The 16,419-nt window shown below is 66.3% G+C and carries 16 protein-coding genes; 3 read left to right on the top strand and 13 right to left on the bottom strand.

Annotation, left to right across the window (positions count from 1 at the left end):
- Positions 1–3 precede the first annotated feature (3 nt).
- From cynS to AC1RMY_RS21065, 4 genes are all read right to left on the bottom strand, one after another.
- Complete coding sequence (cynS, locus tag AC1RMY_RS21080) at positions 4–492, bottom strand: cyanase (protein WP_066717228.1); 489 nt, start codon at positions 490–492, stop codon at positions 4–6.
- 46 nt (positions 493–538) lie between these two features.
- Complete coding sequence (locus tag AC1RMY_RS21075; RefSeq protein ID WP_492867848.1) at positions 539–1,438, bottom strand: ABC transporter ATP-binding protein; 900 nt, start codon at positions 1,436–1,438, stop codon at positions 539–541.
- A gap of 4 nt (positions 1,439–1,442) precedes the next feature.
- Positions 1,443–2,288 carry a nitrate ABC transporter permease gene (ntrB, locus tag AC1RMY_RS21070; protein ID WP_492867846.1) on the bottom strand — a complete coding sequence of 282 codons (846 nt, stop codon included), beginning with the start codon at positions 2,286–2,288 and terminating at the stop codon, positions 1,443–1,445.
- Positions 2,289–2,416: 128 nt separating this feature from the next.
- Positions 2,417–3,790: a CmpA/NrtA family ABC transporter substrate-binding protein gene (locus tag AC1RMY_RS21065; protein ID WP_492867844.1), complete on the bottom strand. Its 1,374-nt coding sequence runs from the start codon at positions 3,788–3,790 to the stop codon at positions 2,417–2,419.
- Positions 3,791–4,017: 227 nt separating this feature from the next.
- On the opposite strand from AC1RMY_RS21065, the gene AC1RMY_RS21060 reads away from it, so the two are divergent.
- On the top strand, positions 4,018–5,859 hold the full coding sequence (locus tag AC1RMY_RS21060) for a sigma-54 interaction domain-containing protein (protein ID WP_492867891.1): 1,842 nt from the start codon (positions 4,018–4,020) through the stop codon (positions 5,857–5,859).
- On the opposite strand, the gene AC1RMY_RS21055 is transcribed toward AC1RMY_RS21060, so the two are convergent.
- Both AC1RMY_RS21055 and AC1RMY_RS21050 read right to left on the bottom strand, forming a co-directional pair.
- Complete coding sequence (locus tag AC1RMY_RS21055) at positions 5,856–6,611, bottom strand: invasion associated locus B family protein (protein ID WP_492867842.1); 756 nt, start codon at positions 6,609–6,611, stop codon at positions 5,856–5,858. The two genes, AC1RMY_RS21060 and AC1RMY_RS21055, sit on opposite strands and share 4 nt — an antisense overlap.
- Before the next feature lie 36 nt (positions 6,612–6,647).
- Positions 6,648–7,487 carry an ATP-binding cassette domain-containing protein gene (locus AC1RMY_RS21050; RefSeq protein WP_492867840.1) on the bottom strand — a complete coding sequence of 280 codons (840 nt, stop codon included), beginning with the start codon at positions 7,485–7,487 and terminating at the stop codon, positions 6,648–6,650.
- 318 nt (positions 7,488–7,805) lie between these two features.
- Here AC1RMY_RS21050 and AC1RMY_RS21045 point away from each other — a divergent pair, with 318 nt between their 5' ends.
- The gene (locus AC1RMY_RS21045; protein WP_492867838.1) at positions 7,806–8,618 is read left to right on the top strand and encodes a DUF72 domain-containing protein; all 813 of its coding nucleotides are present in this window, start codon (positions 7,806–7,808) and stop codon (positions 8,616–8,618) included.
- A 9-nt stretch (positions 8,619–8,627) separates the two neighbouring features.
- On the opposite strand, the gene AC1RMY_RS21040 is transcribed toward AC1RMY_RS21045, so the two are convergent.
- From AC1RMY_RS21040 to purH, 3 genes are read right to left on the bottom strand one after another with little or no spacing between them, the layout of a single operon-like run.
- Positions 8,628–9,095 carry a YbaK/EbsC family protein gene (locus AC1RMY_RS21040; protein WP_492867836.1) on the bottom strand — a complete coding sequence of 156 codons (468 nt, stop codon included), beginning with the start codon at positions 9,093–9,095 and terminating at the stop codon, positions 8,628–8,630.
- 4 nt (positions 9,096–9,099) lie between these two features.
- Complete coding sequence (locus AC1RMY_RS21035) at positions 9,100–9,366, bottom strand: hypothetical protein (protein ID WP_492867834.1); 267 nt, start codon at positions 9,364–9,366, stop codon at positions 9,100–9,102.
- Between the two features lie 30 nt (positions 9,367–9,396).
- The gene (gene purH, locus AC1RMY_RS21030; RefSeq protein WP_492867832.1) at positions 9,397–10,989 is read right to left on the bottom strand and encodes a bifunctional phosphoribosylaminoimidazolecarboxamide formyltransferase/IMP cyclohydrolase; all 1,593 of its coding nucleotides are present in this window, start codon (positions 10,987–10,989) and stop codon (positions 9,397–9,399) included.
- 90 nt (positions 10,990–11,079) lie between these two features.
- Between purH and AC1RMY_RS21025 the strand changes: the two genes are divergently transcribed.
- The gene (locus tag AC1RMY_RS21025; RefSeq protein ID WP_492867830.1) at positions 11,080–11,436 is read left to right on the top strand and encodes a hypothetical protein; all 357 of its coding nucleotides are present in this window, start codon (positions 11,080–11,082) and stop codon (positions 11,434–11,436) included.
- A 12-nt stretch (positions 11,437–11,448) separates the two neighbouring features.
- Here the strand turns inward: AC1RMY_RS21025 and AC1RMY_RS21020 are convergent, their stop codons facing one another.
- The 4 genes from AC1RMY_RS21020 to htpX form a co-directional block, all read right to left on the bottom strand.
- Positions 11,449–12,045, bottom strand: coding sequence for a hypothetical protein (locus tag AC1RMY_RS21020; protein WP_492867828.1), 597 nt, complete (start codon positions 12,043–12,045; stop codon positions 11,449–11,451).
- A gap of 93 nt (positions 12,046–12,138) precedes the next feature.
- Positions 12,139–13,854, bottom strand: a complete 1,716-nt coding sequence (locus AC1RMY_RS21015; protein ID WP_492867826.1) for a heparinase II/III family protein — start codon at positions 13,852–13,854, stop codon at positions 12,139–12,141.
- A gap of 214 nt (positions 13,855–14,068) precedes the next feature.
- Positions 14,069–15,439, bottom strand: a complete 1,371-nt coding sequence (locus AC1RMY_RS21010) for an RsmB/NOP family class I SAM-dependent RNA methyltransferase (RefSeq protein ID WP_492867824.1) — start codon at positions 15,437–15,439, stop codon at positions 14,069–14,071.
- A 4-nt stretch (positions 15,440–15,443) separates the two neighbouring features.
- Complete coding sequence (gene htpX, locus AC1RMY_RS21005) at positions 15,444–16,373, bottom strand: zinc metalloprotease HtpX (RefSeq protein ID WP_492867822.1); 930 nt, start codon at positions 16,371–16,373, stop codon at positions 15,444–15,446.
- Between the last annotated feature and the right edge of the window lie 46 nt (positions 16,374–16,419).

Raw genomic sequence — 16,419 nt, 5'->3', positions numbered from 1 at the left:
GCCTCACGCCTCCTTGAAGCCGTAATCCGGGATGCCCTGCTCGTTGCCGTAATATTTGTAGGGGAGGAACTTGCCGGACATGCCGATCTTGACGCGGTCGCCCTTCGGGTTGGGCTCGCGCTCGAATTCGATGTTGAAGTCGATCGCGGACATGATGCCGTCGCCGAACTCCTCCTCGATCAGCGCCTTCCAGGCCGGGCCGTTGACCATCACCATCTCGTAGAAGCGGTAGATCAGCGGGTCGGTCGGCGGCATCGGCGTGCCCGTGCCGCGATAGGGCACTTCGTTGAGCATCCGCTTCTCGTTCTCGGTCAGCCCGAACAAAGCAGCTGCCTTCTCCGCCAGCGGCTTCACCAGCTTCATCTGCCCGAGCAGCGCGCCGACGATCAGCACCTCGGACATCCCACCGATCTCCTCGGTGATGTATTTCCAGCTCCAACCCTTCTCGCGCTTGATGTCGAGGATCTTCTCGGTGAGCTCTTCGCGCTTCATTGATGCTTCTCCTTGGGCGGCTTCGATGAATATCGGGCAGTGGGGATCATGCGGCTTGGCGTCCGGCATCGGGGCCGTCCCCGCCTGCGCTCGGTCGCACCACCGGGGGGTGGCGGCGGTCGTAGCCGGCGGGAATGGCGTCCCTGAACGACTTCGAACGGGTGACGAGGAAATCGATCAGGTGGTTCCGGATGGCGTAATAGTCGGGGTGGTGATGGACCTGCGTGCGCAGACGCTCGCGCGGCAGCGGATTCTCGACGATCTCCGCGATCATCGCCTGCGGCCCGTTGGTCATCAGCACGATCCGGTCGGCGAGGTAGATCGCCTCGTCGACGTCATGCGTGATCATGAAGGCGGTCTGGCCGGTTTCCAGGCAGATGCGCCGGACCTCGTCCTGCAGAGTGCCGCGCGTCAGCGCGTCGAGCGCCGAGAAGGGCTCGTCCATCAGCATCATCTTGGGCTCGATCGAGAGCGCGCGCGCGATGCCGACTCGCTGCTTCATGCCGCCCGAAAGCTCGGACGGCTTCTTCAGTTCGGACCCTTTCAGCCCGACTTTCTCGATGAAGGCCATCGCATGGGCGTTCACCTGCGCCCTGGACCAGTCGCGATGCCTTGCCTTGACCGCATAGGCGACATTGCCCAGCACCGTGCGCCAGGGCAGCAGTGAATGGCCCTGGAAGATCACGGCCCGGTCGAGCGATGGGCCTTCGATCGCCCGGCCGTCGACGATGGCAGCTCCCGTATCCGGTGCGTCGAGACCGTTCAGGATGTTCAGGACCGTCGTCTTGCCGCAGCCGGAATGGCCGATGATGCAGGCGAATTCGCCCTTCTTCATCGAGAACCAGAGATCCTCGAACACCGTGGTCGTCCCCCCGCCAGCCTTCGGATAGCGCCGGGCTATGCCTTCGATCGAGATGAACTTCGGGGCTCCAGAGTTCTCCTGCATGACATCAATCCGGATAGGTGACGGCGCGCTGGAGCCGCGCCAGCGTCTGGTCGAGCAGCATGCCCATCACGCCGATGACGGTGATGGCGACGATGACGTTGGTGATCGAGAGGTTGTTCCACTCGTTCCAGACGAAGTAGCCGATGCCCGTTCCGCCGACGAGCATCTCTGCGGCGACGATGACGAGCCAGGCGATGCCGATCGAGATGCGCATGCCGGTCAGGATCGTCGGTGCGGCGGCCGGCAGGATGATGGTGAAGGCCCGCTTCACTGGTCCGACCTCGAGCGTGCGGGCGACGTTCAGCCATTCCTTGCGCACGGCCGAGACGCCGAAGGCCGTGTTCAGCAGCATCGGCCAGACCGAGCAGATGAAAATCACGAAGATCGCCGAGATGCTCGAATCCTTGATCGTGTAGAGGGCGAGCGGCATCCAGGCCAAGGGCGAGATCGGCTTCAGGACCTGGATGAAGGGATCGAGCGCCCTGGAGATCAGCGGCGACATGCCGATCAGGAAGCCGAGCGGTACGGCGAGCAGCACCGCCAGCACATAGCCCAGCAGCACGCGGCCGAGCGAATAGGCGAGTTGGATGCCGAGCCCCTTGTCGTTGGGACCCTTGTCGTAGAACGGGTCGCGCAGATGGCCCCAAATCGTCTTTGCTACATCGAGCGGGCCGGGCATGGCCGATTTGCCCTGGGTGACCTGCTGACCCATCAGCTTGGCGTATTCCGGGTCGATGTTCGCCGCCGGCCCTGCGCCGCCCGACTGGGTCGCGATATGCCAGCAGGCGAGGAAGACGATGAGGATCGCCAGCGAGAGCACCGAAGCGCGGATGTTGAGGGGGAGGGTCATGTTATGGCTCCGCCGTCATTGCGAGAAGCGTAGCGACGAAGCAATCCAGGGGGACGTAGCGCCCTGCGGTCTGGATTGCTTCGCTTCGCTCGCAATGACGGTTCGCGTTTCGCGCGACATCAAGCGTCTCACGTCCGCTTGATCGCGAAGCTCTTGATGTAGTCCTCGGGCTTCGTCGCATCGAAGGTCTTGCCCATCACGACGATCGTCTTGGAGCCGGACGGCGGGGTGAGGCCGACCTCCTGCATCAGCCTCGCGGTGTCGGTCTGGAGGAAGACCTCCTTCGCGACCTTGGCGTAATCGACGTCGCCCTTGATCTGGCCCCAGCGCTTCATCTGGGTGAGGATCCAGACGGCGAAGCCTTCCCAGGGGAAGGGGTCGAAATCGATGCGCTTGGGGTCGCGCTTGATGTTGCCGAGCCCATCCGCATAGGTCCCGGTCAGCACCTGCTCGACCACGGTCACCGGCTGGTTGAGATAGTTGGCGGGCGCGATCGCCTCCGCGATCTGCTTGCGGTTCTCGGCCTTGGAGGCGAAGGCGGTCGCGTCGATGATGGCCTTGAGCAGGGCGGCATAGGTGTTGGGGGTCTGCGTCACGAATTCGCGCGAAGCGGCGAAGGCGCAGCAGGGGTGCCCGTCCCAGATCTCCTTCGACAGGATGTGGATGAAGCCGACGCCGTCGAAGACCGCGCGCTGGTTCACCGGATCGGGTGCGAGGAAGCCGTCGATGTTGTCGGCGCGCAGATTGGCGACCATCTCCGGCGGCGGCACGGCGCGGATCTGGACATCGGTGTCCGGATCGATGCCGTTCTCGGCGAGATAGTAACGCAGCAGGTAGTTGTGCATCGAATAGTCGAAGGGCACGGCGAATTTGAAGCCCTTCCAGGATTTCGGATCGCGCTTGTCCTTGTGCTTCGTCGCCAGCGTGATCGCCTGGCCGTTGATGTTCTCGACCGCGGGCATCGTGTAGGGGATCGGGTTCGAGCCCGCCCCCATCGAGATCGCCAGCGGCATCGGCGAGAGCATATGGGCGGCGTCGTATTCCTTGTTGATCGTCTTGTCGCGGACCACGGCCCAGCCCGCAGTCTTGATGACCTCCACATTGAGGCCGTGCTTGGCATAGAAGCCCATCGGCGAAGCCATGATGATCGGCGTGGCGCAGGTGATCGGGATGAAACCGACCTTCAGGTCCTTCTTCTCCGGCACGGCCTGGGCGAAGGCCTCGGTCGCGGCGGCGAGCGGGAAGAGGCTGGAGATCGCCGTCATCGCGGTCGAGGCGCCGACCTGCTTCAGGAAGAAGCGGCGCTGCGCGTCATGCGGGAAGAGCGCGCGCATGACCGCGTTCTCGACGACGCGGGAATAGCGCCCGTCCTCCGAGGCCGAAACCTCGATCGCCTCGGCCCGCATGGCGCGCTCATGGGCGGACTGGCTCTCATGCCGCCCGCAGTCGCAGCCCCGGCGGATGCGGCGCTCGCCATCGAAGGGATTCTTGAACAAGGCCATGCGCTGTCCTCCGGCTCGTCGAATGGGCTGCTGGTCGTGTCGCTTGGATTAGCAAGCGCTGGGCCAACCGGGCGGGCTCTCGCGGGCGCTTGAAAATCAATAGCTTATGAAAAATCGTGACTTGACGAAATTTCGTGAATGACGAGAGTTCGTGATTTAATTCGCGAGATTTCGTGAGGATCGACGCTGTGAGCGAGCATCCGCAGACGACCTGGCTGTTCGAGAGCATGGTCGACGCCGCCATAGCGGTGGACGTGCTCTCGGGACGGATACTTGCGGCGAACGGGCAGGCGCGGCGGCTGTTCGAGCCGGCTGGCGGCGATCTCGTCGGAACCTCGATCCTGTCGCTCTTTCCGGAACAGGCGGCGGCGCTGATCGTCTTCACGGAGGCGGTGCTGCACAAGGGCAGCTATTGGACGCGCTCGCTGGCGCCGCTGCGGGCCGATGAGGCGCCGATGCACGCCGAATGCATCGGCTCGCGGCTGCTGACCCGGCCGGACCCCTCGATCCTACTCACGTTCTATGATCTGGAGATACGCCACCGGCGCGATCTCGATGCCGAGGCCGAGGACCATCTGCGAGGCGGGCTCGGCGAATGGCGACGCACCGAGCGGCTGTTCCAGGAGCTCGAGCGCAGCAACCAGCTCATCTTGCGCGCGGCCGGCGAGGGCATCTTCGGCGTCAATGCGGAGGGGCGGACGACCTTCGTCAATCCGGCCGGCGAAGCCATGCTCGGCTGGGAAACGGGCGAGCTGATCGGCCGCGACATGCATGCGGCGGTCCACCACCACCGTCCGGACGGCACCCACTACCCGCACCAGCAATGCCCGATCTATGCCGCCTTCCGCGACGGGGCGGTGCATCACGTCGAGAACGAGATGTTCTTCCGCAAGGACGGCTCGGGCTTCTGGGTCGAGTACACCTCGACGCCGATCCGCGACCGGGGCCGCCTCGTCGGGGCGGTGATCATCTTCCGCGACATCAGCCAGCGCCACGAGGCCGACGAGCGCCTGCGCGCGGCGCTGGCCGAGGTCGATACGCTGCGCGAGCGGCTGCAGCGCGAGAACGCCTATCTGCAGGAGGAGATGCGGCTGGAGCGGGACCATCGCGGCGTCGTCGGCCGCTCCGGCGCGATCCAGAAGATCCTGAGCCAGGTCGAGCTGGTGGCGCGCACCGATGCCGCCGTGCTGGTGACCGGCGAATCCGGCACCGGCAAGGAACTGATCGCCAGCGCGATCCATGAGGCGAGCGGACGCAATGCCCGCCCGCTGATCCGCGTGAACTGCGCCGCGATCCCGCGCGAACTTTTCGAGAGCGAGTTCTTCGGCCATGTGAAGGGCGCGTTCACCGGCGCGCTGCGCGACCGTATCGGGCGCTTCGAGCTCGCCGATGGCGGTACCCTCTTCCTCGACGAGGTCGGCGAAATCCCGCTCGAACTTCAGGGCAAGCTGCTGCGCGTGCTGCAGGAGGGCCAGTTCGAGCGCGTCGGCGAGGAGCGCACCCGCCATGTCGATGTCCGCATCATCGCCGCGACCAACAAGGATCTGCGCCGCGAGGTCCGCGGGGGGCGCTTCCGCGAGGACCTCTATTTCCGGCTCGACGTCTTCCCGATCCTGTCAGCGCCGCTGCGCGAACGCGTCGAGGATATTCCGTTGCTGGCCCTGCATTTCCTCGCTGGTGCTTCCCGCAAGCTCAAGGTCGAGGGGCTGACGCTGAGCGAGGGCGATGTCGCGCGGCTCTGCGCCTATGACTGGCCCGGCAATGTCCGCGAATTGCAGAATGTGATCGAACGCGCCGCGATCCTGGCCCGCAATGGCCGACTCCTCATCGACCTGCCGCGCGAGCGCGGGCAGGCCGGCGCGCAGCAGCTTCCCCATGCGGCGACCGCAGCCGTCCTCACCGAGACGGAGAGGCGGGCCCGCGACCGAGCCGCCATCCTCGCGGCGCTGGAGGCAGCCGGCGGCAAGATCAGCGGCCAAGGCGGCGCTGCCGATCTGATGGGACTTCGGCCGACGACCTTGGCTTCGCGGATTAAGGTGCTCGGAATCAGGTGGCGGTCGAACCGTTAGCCGCCAAGCTGCGTGATGCGGGCGAGCGCCGCCGCGAAGCCGTTCAGCGAGATGTTGAACGCGACCGGCTCGCCGGTGGAAAGGTTCAAGGCAGCGGCCGTCAGCGTCTTGCCCGTCTTCATGGCGTCGGTCGCGATGGTCGGGAACGACACCGGCAAGAGGCAGCCGGCCGGCACGCAGGTCGAAAAGCGCAGGCCCTGGCCGAGATCCTTGTCGTCGAGGCGCAGGATCGCGCCGTTCTCGAGGCGCAAGCCGAAAGGCATCAGGATCGCGCCCTCGGTCTTGCCACCCGCCGGCGTGCGCAGCTCGATCGCGAAGACGCGCTGGTTGTTCTGGTTGTTGCCCTGGGCCTGCGACAGCACGCAGGCCTTCTGCCCGTCGCTGAGGCGGCAATCCACCGTCCAGTCGCCGAAGATCTCATTGATGGCGCTGGCGCCGTTGGGCAGCGTCGCCCCGGCCGATTGGCCGACGAATGCGGGGGCGGCGGACTGTGCCTGCGTTTGCATCGGGGCTGTGGCCGGTGCGGGGCGTGCCGCCGGCCTGGCCGGCGCCGGCGCGGGCGGCCGGGGCGCGGTTCGCGGCGGGCTGATCGGCAGCGGGGCGGCGCGCGGCGCCGCGGCGGCGGGCGCTTCCTCCCCGGCGTCGCTGGCCGGCTGCTGCTGCGACCATGCGGCCGAATGCAGGCCGAGCGCGATCACCGAGGCGAGAAGGGCGGCCGGCAGGCGGGAGGCGATGCGGTGGGGCTGGGACATGATCTGGCTCATTGGAAGGGCATTTGGCGTGCCGGTTCAGCGGACGAAGGCGAGCGGGCGTGTGGTGTCGGGATGCAGCATCACTCCCATGCCCACGCCGTAGATGGCTTCGAGTTGCTCGGGTGTCAGGATCTCGTCGGGCGTCCCGCGCGCGATCAGCCGGCCGGAATGCAGGGCGATGATCTCGTCGCAGAAGCGCGCCGCCATGTTGACGTCATGCAGCACGAGGATCACGCCGAGCCCGCGCTCGTCGGCCAGCCGGCGCACCAGCGCCAGAACCTCGATCTGGTGCGCGACGTCGAGTGCCGAGATCGGCTCGTCGAGCAGCAGGCATTCTGCGTCCTGGGCGACCAGCATGGCGAGCCAGACGCGCTGGCGCTCTCCGCCCGACAAGGTCTCGACCAATCGGTCGGCGAACATCTCGACATCGGTCAGCGCCATCGCCTCGGCCACCTTCTCGCGGTCGACCTGCCCGAAGCGCCCGAGCGCGCCATGCCAGGGATAGCGGCCGAGCGCGACGAGTTCGCGCACCAGCATGCCGGTCGCCGGCGGTGTCTGCTGCGGCAGATAGGCGACCTTGCGCGCGAATGTCCGGTCGCCCCAGTCGCCGAGCGGCTTGTCCTCGAATTGCACGCGCCCGCCGCTGGCCGGCTGCTGGCGCGCGAGAATCTTCAGTAGCGTCGACTTGCCCGAGCCGTTGTGGCCGATCAGCCCGACTACGCGCCGCGCCGGCAGGGTCAGCGTCAGCGGCTCCAGCAGCATCCGCTCCGAAATGGAATAGGAAACGCCATCCAGCGCAAACAGGGGCGCGGTGCCGGGGCGTTCCGACGGCGAAGCGTCAAACCGGGAGGGGCTGTTCTTGAACAGTGATTTCATCCGACCGGGCCTGTTGGAAACCTGAGCAAGTTCGTACTGCGCATTGCCCCGCTCGACATCACGGCAGAGGATTGTCGGGCATCACTTAGCCAAAGCCAAATTATCTCACAACAACAATGATTTAGAGAGATTCTAGGATGGCGCGTGAAGCAAGCCTTCATCCGTGACGCATCGCCCGCTTATCGGACGCTGCTGACATGTGATGTCGCCAGGCGAGTTCAGCCGGCCGGTTCGGGCTGCTATGTTCCGCTCCGATACGCGGCGCAGAGTTCGGCGATTTCGCTGCCTGCCTGCGACAGCAGACGCGGGAGAGCCCAGATGACGGCAACACGAGGCACGGTCAGGGTCGGGATCGGCGGCTGGGTTTTCGAGCCCTGGCGCGGCACCTTCTATCCGGACGGCCTGCCGCAGAAGCGCGAGCTGGAATATGCCGCCGGGCGCCTCGGCTCGATTGAGATCAACGGCACCTATTACGGTTCCCAGAAGCCCGAGAGCTTCGCCAAGTGGCGAGAGGAGACGCCCGACGACTTCGTCTTCGCGCTCAAGGGCTCGCGCTACATCACCAATCGTCGCGTCCTGGCGGAGGCGGCGCCTTCGATCGAGAAGTTCATCACCAGCGGCCTGACGGAGCTCAAGCACAAGCTCGGGCCGATCAACTGGCAGTTCATGGCGACGAAGAAATTCGATCCCGCCGATTTCGAGGCTTTCCTGAAGTTGCTGCCGAAATCGCATGACGGCATCGCGCTGCGCCATGCCGTAGAGGTCCGCCATGACAGCTTCCGCACGCCCGAGTTCATCGCGCTGCTGCGGGAATACGGTGTCGCCGTGATCACCGCTGCCGATTCCGATTACACACAGATCGCCGACGTGACGGCGCCCTTCGTCTATGTCCGCATCATGGGCACGCGCGAGGCCGAGCCGAACGGCTATTCCGACGAAGAACTCGACCGCTGGGTCGAGCGCGCCCGGAGCTGGGCGAAGGGCGAGGTGCCCGCCGGGCTTGACAAGGTCGGCCCGGCGGCGTCGGAGGCCGGTCCGCGCGACGTCTTTCTCTATGTCATCAGCGGCGACAAGGTGCGTAATCCGCCAGCCGCGATGGCTTTGACGCAGCGGCTGGCGGGCGGGAACTGATCAGGTTCGTCAGGCTGGATCCTGGCAGACATCGACCCATTCGGCCGATGTCAGTGTGGCCATGCGCTCGGGCGAGATGCGCACGGCGCTCTGGGTCGATCCGGCGGCAGGCACCACCTCGTCGAAAGCCTTGAGCGAGACGTCGCAATAGACCTGCAGCGGCGTGGCGAGGCCGAAGGGGCAGACGCCGCCGACGGGATGGCCGGTCAGGGCGACGACCTCCTCGGCATCCAGCATGCGCGGCTTGCCGCCGAGCGCGGCCTTGACCTTGCGGTTGTCGAGCCTGGCATCGCCGCGCGCGACGACGAGCACGACGCGCTCCCCGATGCGCAGCGAGAGCGTCTTGGCGATGCGCGCCGGCTCGACGCTATGCGCAGCGGCGGCGAGCGCCACCGTCGCGCTGCTCTCGGGCGTCTCGATGATCGCGATGTCGGGAGCATGCTCTGCGAAGAAGGCACGGACGGAGTCGAGGCTCATCGGGCTACCGGAACCTGAGGAAGAGCAGGATCGCGAAGGCGGCCGGCAGGCCGAAGACCAACGAGAAGAACGGCATCTCCTGCAACACCGTATAGCCCGCGCGGCTGACGCCGACCCAGAGGTTGACCAGCGAGGCGACCAGCCACAGAGGCAGGAAGAGCTTGACGGCAAAGCCCGTCGGATCGCCGCCGCCGAGCTTCAGCCAGCGCGCCAGGAAATGCAGGGCGCCCAGCAGAGCGAAGCCGGCTGCAATGATCTTCACCGTATGCATGCCGTCTCCGTTCCCTGTCCGAAAAATGCCTCAGTGCCGGAAATGGCGATGGCCGGTGAAGACCATGGCGAGGCCGGCCTCGTCGGCCGCCTTGATGACCTCGTCGTCGCGCATCGAGCCGCCCGGCTGGATCACGGCCGTGGCGCCGGCCTCGGCTGCAGCTAGCAGGCCGTCGGCGAAGGGGAAGAAGGCGTCGGAGGCCACGACCGAGCCCTTGGCGAGCGTCTCCGACAGGCCGGCCGCCTTGGCCGCCTCGCCGGCTTTCCAGGCGGCGATGCGCGAGGAGTCGACGCGGCTCATCTGGCCGGCGCCGATGCCGACGGTGGCGCCGTCCTTCACATAGACGATGGCGTTCGACTTGACGTGCTTGGCGACGCGGAAGGCGAAGCGCAGATCGGCTAGCTCCTGCGCGCTCGGTTGGCGCTTGGTCACGACCTTCAGCTCCATGTCGTCGACGACGGCATTGTCGCGGGCCTGGGCGAGGAAGCCACCGGAGACGGTACGCAGCGACAGACCGGGCGCGCGCACATCCGGCAAACCGCCGGTGAGCAGCAGGCGCAGGTTCTTCTTGGCCGCGATCAGGGCGATGGCCTCCTCGTCGGCATCGGGCGCGATGATCACCTCGGTGAAGATCTCGACGATCTTCTTCGCGGCCTCGCCATCGAGCTTGCGGTTGAGCGCGACGATGCCGCCGAAGGCCGAGACGGGATCGCAGGCCAGCGCCCGCTCATAGGCGGCGAGCAGCGAGGCGCCGGTGGCGACGCCGCAGGGATTGGCATGCTTGACGATGACGCAGGCAGCCGATGCCTCGGGAGCGAACTCGGCGACGCATTCGAACGCGGCGTCGGTGTCGTTGATGTTGTTGTAGGAGAGCTGCTTGCCCTGAACCTGGCGCGCGGTCGAAACACCGGGCCGGTTGCCCGGCGTGCGGTAGAAGGCGGCCCATTGATGCGGGTTCTCGCCATAGCGCATCGCCTCGGCCAGCTTGCCGCCGAGCGCGCGATAGGCCGGCGCGGTATCGCCGAGTTCGTTCGCGAACCAGTTCGAGATCGCGGCGTCATAGGCCGCGGTGCGGGCATAGGCCTTCTGCGCGAGCTTGCGGCGCAGCGTCAGCGTCGTCGCGCCTTTCTGGGCCTCGAGCTCGCTGAGTACGGAGGCGTAGTCGTCGGCATCCACGACGACGGCGACGTCGTGATGGTTCTTCGCGGCGGCGCGGATCATCGCCGGCCCGCCGATGTCGATATTCTCGATGCAGTCGTCATAGGGCTTGGCCGCGGCGACCGTCGCCTCGAAGGGGTAGAGATTGACGACAAGCAGGTCGATCGGGGCGATGCCGTGGCCCAGCATCGAGGCCTGATGCTCGGGGTGCGAACGGACGGCGAGCAGTCCGCCATGCACCTTGGGATGCAGCGTCTTGACGCGACCGTCCATCATCTCCGGGAAGCCCGTGAGATCGGAGACGTCGGTCACCGGAAGGCCGGCATCGGCGATCGCCTTGGCGGTGCCGCCGGTCGAGACCAGCGCGATGCCGAGCCGGTTCAGCGCACGCGCGAAATCGATCAGTCCGGTCTTGTCGGAGACGGATAGGAGGGCGCGTTCGACGCGGCGAAGCTCAGTCGGCATCGGGACAATTCCAGGATTCTGTGAGGCAGGCGATCTGCAAGGCAGGCGATTTCGCGCGAGCTATCACGCTGCGCCACGCAAAGCAAAAGGATGGCGGTGCGCAGCGGTGCTGCCGGGTTGAAATTTGGCTTGCCCATTTCAACCGTATGGGGAAATCTTGGCTGCAACAACTCAGGGGGTATTATGGCTGACGAGAATGACATTGCCCGCGGCGTCGTGCAGATCGCGAACGCCAACGGCGGCCTTTGCACTTACAAGCGCGCCTATCGTGAAATCCCCAATCACGTGCACTTAAGCGCAGCAAATCTGGCGCCCTCCGTCACGCGCCCAGGCGAGCCGATGTGGCACCAACTCGTACGCAACATTAAGTCGCACGATCAGGTTCCGGGGAACTTCATCAACGACGGTCGCTTAACCCATGTCCCGGGCGTCGGCTACCGCGTATGAGACCGAGGTTTCTCAGTTGAACCGGTGCTTATAGCCCGGCTTGAACCACTTCAACTCGGTCCCGCTGGGCGCATCTTTGTCCCAGACAAACCACGCATACGCGGTGGTACCGCTTCCTTGTTGGACTGCGCCAGCGGGATAGAACGTGATCCGCTCGCTGAACACCCAGACGCGGTTTGGCGGGCATTCGGAGAAAATTGTATTCGCCCGGTTGGCACCTTCAAGAAAGGCGAGCCGCAGGAGCAGCGCGAATTTGTGTTTGGCTTGGGAAACGCCAGACCGAACGAAACCTTCAGCGGCATTGTAAGGTGGATTGGTAACGATATTGTCGGCTCGGCGCTTTGCTTGGAGGAAGTCGATGCCAGCGTCACCGTAACCTCGATCGTACAAATCTGAGCTTACCACTGACCGGGATGCTTGTTCGAGAACGCGTGACATCGCACCGTTGCCGCAAGCCGACTCCCAGACTTCTCCCTTGAATGACTCGTTATCAATCAGTGCGTGTGTCGCCCAAGCAGGCGTTGGAAAGAAATCCGGGCCTTGAAGGTCGGCGAACCGCTTCATAGTCGGCTTGAAGCCGCCATTGAGATTGTAAGTGCTGTCCGCCACGAATCTCTCCTTTTGAGAAAGATTAAACGAATCAGCAGCTTAATATAGCTTTAAAGGGTGGGGCAAAGTGACTCATCTCACTTTGCCGCAGGATCACGCACCCTGTGCCGGTTCCGGGGGAATTCCGTTCTCCGGCGGTGGCTTGAAGCGCGCCGTCTGCGAGGCGGCTGCGCCGACACGGCTGAAGCGCCAGGCGATGCGGGGCATGGCGGCGGCGTCGAAGGCGACGCTGAGCTGCTCGGTGCGCCGCCGCCCATCGGAGGCGGCGAGGAAGATGCTCTCCTCGATCGAAACCGGGAGGCCCGAGGCCTCGAAGGCCCAGACCTCGCCATTCGGCAGCGACAGCATGGCGCCTTGGCCTTCCCGGATCAGGCTCGGCTTGACCGAGGGGTGCAGATGGAAGCGGGCGACGGCCGGCAGGTCGGCGGGCTTGGCCGTCAGTGTGATCTCGTCGTCGCCCGAAAGCGCCGCGCCGTCGCGGGCGAGCAGCAGCCGGCGCGTATGCACGGCGCCGAGCCCGCGACGATAGCCGTCATGGCTGCCGACCCATTCCTGGCCCTCTTCCGAATCCTGACGGGCGACCCGGACATCGGTCGGGCCGGCCACGACCCGCATCTCGCCGAGCACGAGGCCGAAGGCGGCGCTGGAGCGGTCGTCCAGCGTCACCGTGGAATGGGCGGCGGTGCTGCGCGCCGCCAGCCGCAACTCGTTCGAGCCATAGCGGCTGGTGCCGCAATTGACGACGAGGCGCTGGGAGCCGCTGGACAGCTCGAAGGAGAGGCACCCCGCATGCGCCTCGACCGACTGCGCTCCGCGCGGCGGCGGTCCCGCATCGATGACGACGACGCTGCGCTCGCCGGACAGCCGGCTGTAGCCGGAATAGGCCGCCTGCTCGATCGGGCGGGCGCGGGCATCGTCATAGGCGGCGAGCGTTGCCATCAGGTCGGGCGGGGTCGTACCCATGCCGTTGAACAGAGCGAGCGCGCCGTCGCCATGCCGGAACAGCCGCAGATGCGGCATCATCCGCTCGATTCCCATCAGCACGCCACGAGGCGGCTCGATGCCGCGCGCCATGAAGGTCTCGCGCAGCGGCAAAAGGTCGAGCAGGAACTCGATCAGCAGGCGCGGATTGCGGCTGACATGGCCGCCATCGGGCAGGATCTGGTGGTCGAGTTCGTCGGAGAGCAGATATTCCAGCCGCCGCCGACGTCCGTCCTGCCCATCCAGGCAGATCGCGGCGAAGGCGACGGCGATCAGGCAGTTGAGCCGCGCACTGCCTTCGACGGCTCCGGCTAGAGCGAGATTCAGCCGGTCGGCGAGCCGCGAGACATGGCGCACGAAGCGCTCGTAGAAGACGTGGTCGGCGCCCTCGAGCAGCAGCGGCGAATGTGACAGGAAGGAGATCAGCCGCCGCGCCGCGACGGCCGGCCGGCGGGCGATCTCCGTGCGATCGCGCCGTCTCGTCATGAAGTCGTCGACCAGCGCGCGGGCATTGGCGCGGGCGATCGCGGTGTCGGCCGCGTGCATGTGGCGCAGCCAGCCGAAGCCGTGCAGCGCCTCGGCCCAGGCCTCGCTGGGCGGCTGGCTGTCGAAGGGCGATTCGCCATGGGTGCGCAGCGTGCGTCCGGCGAAGGCGTAATAGCCGGCATAAATGTCGCCGGCGGTCGTCGGGTCGGAGGTCCGCAGGTCATGTGGAGCGAAGAGCAGGCGCGTCGCCGTGGAGCGGCCGAAGGGCCAGAGCTTGCGCGCGAAGCCGACGAACTGGCCGCGGGTCCGCCGGGCCGCCCGTCCGATCGCGGCCTGCGCCAACCCCCTGCGCTCAGACCACCCGTTCAATGCCCCGATACGCCCCGTACCCATTACGCATAGAGCCGGATGATTTCAAACGGGATCACGGAGTGAACCCGTTTGAAATCTGAATCCGTCTCTCACCAAAAGCTAGAGCAGGATTCATGCGAAAAAACCGGTTCCCACTTTTTCGCATCCTGCTCTGTGCCGTTCGACAACGCGAATCCCCGCATCGTCATAGCCTGATCAGGCGGCTTGCGTAAAATCCGCTCCATCCCGAGAGGCGGGGCGTCTCGTTGCGGAGCTGGTGCGGGAGCGTGCGCAGGTCGCCATTGCCATCGATCGCATCGGCAAGCCCGCCGATTTCGGCCGGCTCGACCGGCTTGCGGGCGAAGTCGGGATGCGCAGCGAGAAAGGCCTCGATCTGGGCTTCGCCTTCCTGCGGTTCGAGCGAGCAGGTGCAGTAGACCAACCGTCCCCCCGGCCGCGTCAGCCGCGCCGCCGCCTCGAGCAGGCGCGCCTGCAGGGCGACGAGCTTGGCGCGATCCTCGGGAGACTTGGTCCAGGCGACGTCGGGGTGGCGCCGGATCGTGCCGGTGGCGCTGCAGGGCGCGTCGAGCAGCACGGCGTCGAAGGGCTCGGACTCCCAGAGCAGGGCATCCTTCGTGACGATCTCAGCGGACAGGCCGAGACGTTCCAGATTCCCTCTGAGACGGCGCAGGCGCGGGCCGGAGCGGTCGACGGCCGTGACCTGCGCGCCGAGCGCGGCAAGCTGCGCCGTCTTGCCGCCGGGCGCAGCGCAGAGATCGGCGATGCGCTCGCTCGGTTTGGGCGCGATCAGCCGCACGGGCAGCGCGGCCGCGGCGTCCTGCACCCACCACGCGCCTTCGTCGAAACCAGGCAGGCCGGTGATGGCTTGGCGCTCGCGCAGGCGCACGGAACCGGTCGGCAACAGCAGGCCGTCGAGCTTCTCGGCCCAGCTCGCTGCGTCCTCCTTCACGGAGAGGTCGAGCGGGGGCTCGTCGCGATGGCTCTGCGCGATCGCGGCAGCGGTGTCTTCGCCATAGCTCTCCATCCAGCTCTCGGCGAGCCATTCGGGCGTGTCGAGGAAGGGGTCGACGGCTTCCGCGAGAATGGCTTCGCGCTCTCGGGCGAGACGCCTCAGCAGCGCGTTGCCGAGCGCGACATAGCGCGAAGCGCGGGCGTCTTCGTGCAGATGGCGGATGGCGAGATCGACGGCGGCATGGTCGGGCACGTCGAGAAAGAGGATCTGTGCGGCGGCCGCGACCATGATCGGCTCGAATGGCCCTGAATTGCGCGGGCTTCCGCGCTCGAGCCTGGCGTTGATCGCTTCCTGGATCGTGCCGAGGCGACGGAAGGCGGTGATCGCAATGGCGCGGGCGAGCGCGTTGTCGGCCGCGTCCAACCCGAAAGGCGGCGCCAGCCGGTCATGGGTATCGTCGAGCGCCAGCTTCGCGCGCAGCACCTCGTCGATGACGGCTGCCGCGAGCTTCCGCGCCGGCAGCCCCTGAACGGGGGCGCTGTCCGCATCGCCGTCATCCTGCGGCACCTGGTTGCGAGCGCCCTGCCTGCCTGCCTTCGCCACCGGATCAGCCCCACGGCCCGGGCTGATGGCCCGAGCCCGCCCCGCCCCATGGGCTCTGCGCAGCCTGGCCCATAAAGCCGCCAGCATGGCTGCCGATGCCCATGGCGCGAGCCTGCTCCATCAGCGCGGCGATGCGATTGCCGGTGTCGGGGTGTGTCGAGAACAGGGAATCCATGCCGCCGCCAGTCAGGGGATTGATGATGAACATATGCGCCGTAGCAGGCTTCGCCTCCGCCGTCTCGTTCGGCGTATGCGCGACGCCGCCGGCGATCTTGGCGAGAGCATCGGCGAGCCAGACCGGGTTGCCGCAGATCTCGCCGCCGAGCTTGTCGGCCTCGTATTCGCGCGAGCGGGAGATCGCCATCTGGATCACCATCGCCGCCATCGGCGCCAGGATCGAGAGCAGGATCTGGACGACGAGGTTCGGGCGGTTGTCGCGCGAGCCGAACATCATGCCGAAGGTCACCAGCGAGGAGATCGCGCCGGCCATGGTGGCGGTGATCGTCATCGTCAGCGTGTCGTGATTCTTGATATGCGCCAGCTCATGCGCCATCACGCCGGCAAGCTCTTCATAGCTCAGCGTGCGCAGGATGCCGGTCGTCGCCGCGACGGCTGCGTTCTGCGGGTTGCGACCGGTGGCGAAGGCATTGGGCTGATCCTCGTCGATCAGATAGACGCGCGGCATCGGCATGTTCGCGCGCGCCGCGAGGTCGCGCACCATGCCGTAGAGCTCCGGCGCGCTGCGCTCATCGACCTCGTGGGCGTTGTGGGCGGCGAGCGCCAGCCGGTCGGAATTCCAATAGCTGAAGAGATTGGTGACGGCGGCGAAACCCAGCGCCATCAGCATGCCACTGCCGCCGCCGAGCAGGTAACCGACCGCGCCGAAAAGCGCGGTGAGGCCGGCCATCAGCATGCCGGTGCGGACGTAGTTCATCTTCTTCCCCTTATGCGCGCGGATTCGGAACGCGGCGACATGCCTC

The sequence above is a fragment of the Allobosea sp. GW822-FHT03F07 genome (assembly GCF_058801345.1).
The sequence above is the reverse complement of the archived record's forward strand: the minus strand, read 5'-3'. Positions and strand labels throughout refer to the sequence as shown.